Origin of the sequence: Clostridium thermobutyricum DSM 4928 (genome assembly GCF_002050515.1) — a bacterium.
Lineage (GTDB): Bacteria > Bacillota > Clostridia > Clostridiales > Clostridiaceae > Clostridium > Clostridium thermobutyricum.
In genome coordinates this window covers 1-4,015 of record NZ_LTAY01000089.1, presented here as the reverse complement: position 1 = coordinate 4,015, position 4,015 = coordinate 1, and the positions used below count along the sequence as shown (strand labels likewise).

Below are 4,015 nucleotides of genomic sequence, written 5' to 3'. Positions count from 1 at the left end.
TTCAAACAGATTACTAGTGCATTTTAAGATAAGTATTAAACTAGCTCTATCGTTTCACAAAAGGTTACTTATTCGATAGATTTCAGCTACTAATTTAATCAGTTAAAACTATAATTTAGCTCAACCTAGCTATAAAAATATAAAAATAAAATATAATTATATTCTAAATATAAAGAGATATAATGTCAACATATCCGTTTATATATACATTTTTAATCAAAATATATATATAACCGTTATGTATTTATGATATAATTGACTTAAAGATATAATAAAAAATATTGTTTACAATATAGCTCCTAAACTCAATAAATCTAATTCCAATTTATTGGGTTATCATATATTATTTAAAATTAAAATAAATAAAAAAAGATATAGTAATTTAAAATTACTATATCTTTTTTTTTGCTTTTGCAAAGCAAAAAAAAGAATGTAATTCTTTTTCTTTTTTTAAACCCTTTTTAAAATCTCGCTACGCTCCATTTTAAAAAGGGTTTAAAGGGTTTTTTTATTTATTTTTTTTAAGTTTATCCTAAAATCTAAAGTTTAATTGTAAATTTATGGGAATATTTTTTCTTTCTCTAAAAATTTTTTCTCAGCCAACTAAAATAAATTTTAAAATTTAATAGGGGGTAGGGGTTGGGGGTTTTCTCCCCGCCCCCTCCAGTAAAATCTAATTAAACAGGCGTCGCAGACAGGAGTGAGGTACGAACGTGCTAGGAGTTTGAGGATGTGCCTCAATAAAAAGCCAGAGGCTCGACGCCTCGCTTTTTATTTAAGAAAATTTATTTATTTTATTTCTCATTAAAAATAAATAAAAAACCCTATTAAAAGAATAAGAAGGGAATTTTTTAAAAAAACTAGTATTTTCAATGCTTTTCAGAATTCCTTACCCCCCAAAAGTGGGGATGTTACCCCCCAAAAGTGGGGATGTTACCCCCCAAAAGTAGTGATGATATACTACTAAAAATTAGTATATAAAATTTTTTCCTATTTTATTTTATACTAATTTTTAGTAGTATAAGTTGTAAATATATGATAAAATTAATTTGAAATTACATGAAAGGAAGTTTTTTTATGAGTTTTAAAGGTAAAAAATTAATTAGAGAAACTACAAATTATACTTCAGATTTAAGTGGTAACATAACTCAACTTAATATAACTACCGAACAATATATTCCAAGAGAAGAACCTGATTTTATAAAACTTTATTTAGACCATGTCTTAGTTCATAAGGATGTTAGTATTAAAATGTCTCCAATTTTATTTGAAATTTGTAAATTATCAACTTATGCTGATAATCAAAATGGCGGCATGATGATTTTTTTAAATAAATTTACTAAGGAACAAATACGAAATAACCTTGGATATAAAAGTATAAAAATGGTTGAGAAAGCTATTGATAATTTATTTAAAAATCAAATTATTTTAAGAAAAGGTAGAGGTGCTTATATTCTTAATCCATATTTTTTTGGGAAAGGAAATTGGTCTGATATAAAAAAAATACGTGCTACTATTGATTTTAATTCTGGTGAATTTATACCTCATCTAGAATTTGATGTAAGAGATAGTAATGGAAAATTACTAGATGGATATATAGAAAATGAGGATGGAGATATAGTCAATATATCTACTGGAGAGATTATAAAGTCAATTTCGTAAATAACATAAATAAAAAAATCTTTAGAAAAGCTCTAAAGATTTTAACCAAAATAAATGTTTTGAAAGCTACTTGCAGGTAGCTTTTTTTATTAATTATACTATAAGTTATATTATAGCTGCTATATTTAAAAATAGTCAAAGTTAATTTATAACTTAAAATAGACAAGAAGTCGCATTCTTAAATGAATGCAACTTCGTTGCTCTAGTATTTATTATTTATTTTTAGTCAAGGAATTACTCACTTTGTTGCGTTCCTCCTTGACTAACTGTAAGTATAGACACCTAATTAAATTATATCATAATCTATAAAATAAACTCATCTGAAACATTTATAAAGCGATTGGTATAAACATCTACTTCCCAAAATCCTGATTTATAATTAGCTATAAATTTTAAATCAAAGCAAATAGATTCTTCTTTTTTAGATGTAACACTATCATCAAATTCATCTAATGAATATTCATCTTTATAAAATATTCCGTCGATTGGTAATTCACTTCCAACACCTACATAACATATATCATTTATAATTTTATCTCTAGCATCATAAATGTCTAAAGCTGATGATATATATGGTGTCTGTAATCTGATTTTATAAGCCTCAATATTTTTATATTTAAATTTATTAAAATTCTTATATTTTATTTTATAATTTACTTTTTTATTATCTAATGCAATATATCCAAATCTAGTTTTTTTAGGCTTCAATCCTCTTTGAGCATTGGATCTCTCTTTCATAATCCTAAATAAATTTTCATTTTTTAATTTTTCTACTTTTAATTTTTCTTGAAAATTTTTTCCTAACTCTAGATTTTTCTTAGCTTTAGTTAAAATTTCTAATTTTTCAGATTTTAACTTTTCAATTTCTGAATTCAAATCTGAATTTTTTAACTTGTTTATTTCTTCAGTTTTTAATTGAATTTCCCTATTTCTTCTCTCAATTATTTCTAGTTTTTGTCTTAACTCTCGTTCGTATTTAAGACATTTCTCTTCCAATTCATCTAATTTATACTTAAACTCCTCATACTCATCATTATTCAAGACTACATAAACTCCATTTTCATCAATTTTATATCCTAGAAGGCTTTTATTAACTCTATCCATTTAATCTCCACTCTCCCTTAAATAATGCTCTGCAATAACTGAAATTCTATTATGACCTAATGCTCTACTAACTTCTAGCATTGCAACTTTATCAAATTTAACACCCTTTAAGTCAGCTCTACAGACATAAACCTCGCTTTGATACGCCCTTCCTGTTCCTTTATTAACTTTATCATAAGGAATACTCTCAATAGGTCTAGCTAAACTCTTATAAAGGCTTGTAGCATACTCAGAGCGATAAGAATGTATATCTGCTCCACTTTTAACTTTTTCAAAGACTTTATTATGACCTGCATTTCTCATTAGATTTACTACTAAATCAATATTCCCAATCACAGGTGCTTTTCTAGGTCTGCCACCCTTCGAACCTCTGTCTACAACAATTTTATAAACTCCATCTTCATGTATTAATTTATCTCCTGTAAGACATTTTAACTCCTCTCTCCTTAATCCAGTTGATTTACAGAATTCAACTAACTCTTTATTTCTATCTTCTGAAAAATGCTTATCTCTAACCTTTTCCCCTCTGCTCCTAGTTATATTTACCCTATGTCTTACATCTGTTTTCACGCCGAAATCACTACTAGAACAACTATATAATTTAGCTAAAGAACAAGCATTTAATTTCTGTGTATATGCTGAAAGTCCTCTATCTATACCCTTTTGAAGCCACTCATTAACATACTTTCTACATTCATCTAGAGTTCTGCATTTATAATTCTCCTTACAGTACTTAGCGAATTCATTAGCCTGTTTCATATATGTTTTATATGTCTGCCAAGAATAAATTTTATCTTTAAAAGTTCCATCTTTTTTAGCTTTATATTTAGACTCTCCAATAGCTAATTTACTATCAAAATTATCCTGTATTTGCTTAGTAAGCGACCCTATTTTAACCCTATTTCTAGCCATTCTAACTCTCCTAATTATTTTTTTATATGCTAAATAACGTTAACTCTATAAATTAACGTTTCTTTTCTGTGATATTCATTTTCGTTCAAGTTCAACGTAGCCAATTTATTTTATTTTAGTTATGACAGGCAATAGTCATAACTCATAAAAAATTCTTATCACCCTAAAACTTTGCTTTCAAATAGATTACTAACAAGGATTCAGAACACGTTCAAACAGATTACTAGTGCATTTTAAGATAAGTATTAAACTAGCTCTATCGTTTCACAAAAGGTTACTTATTCGATAGATTTCAGCTACTAATTTAATCAGTTAAAACTATAATTTAGCTCAACCT

General features: G+C 26.6%; 3 protein-coding genes. 1 reads left to right on the top strand and 2 read right to left on the bottom strand.

Annotated elements, in window-relative coordinates; genetic code table 11:
* The first annotated feature begins 1,077 nt into the window (after positions 1–1,077).
* Entirely contained in the window at positions 1,078–1,662 is a 585-nt protein-coding gene (locus tag CLTHE_RS14315; protein WP_080024047.1) for a hypothetical protein, read from the top strand.
* Positions 1,663–1,965: 303 nt separating this feature from the next.
* Here CLTHE_RS14315 and CLTHE_RS14310 read toward each other — a convergent pair whose 3' ends face one another.
* Both CLTHE_RS14310 and CLTHE_RS14305 read right to left on the bottom strand, forming a co-directional pair.
* Positions 1,966–2,766 (bottom strand): hypothetical protein, encoded by an 801-nt coding sequence (locus CLTHE_RS14310; RefSeq protein ID WP_080024046.1) that lies wholly within the window; start codon positions 2,764–2,766, stop codon positions 1,966–1,968.
* Entirely contained in the window at positions 2,767–3,678 is a 912-nt protein-coding gene (locus CLTHE_RS14305; RefSeq protein WP_080024045.1) for a site-specific integrase, read from the bottom strand.
* Positions 3,679–4,015 lie beyond the last annotated feature (337 nt).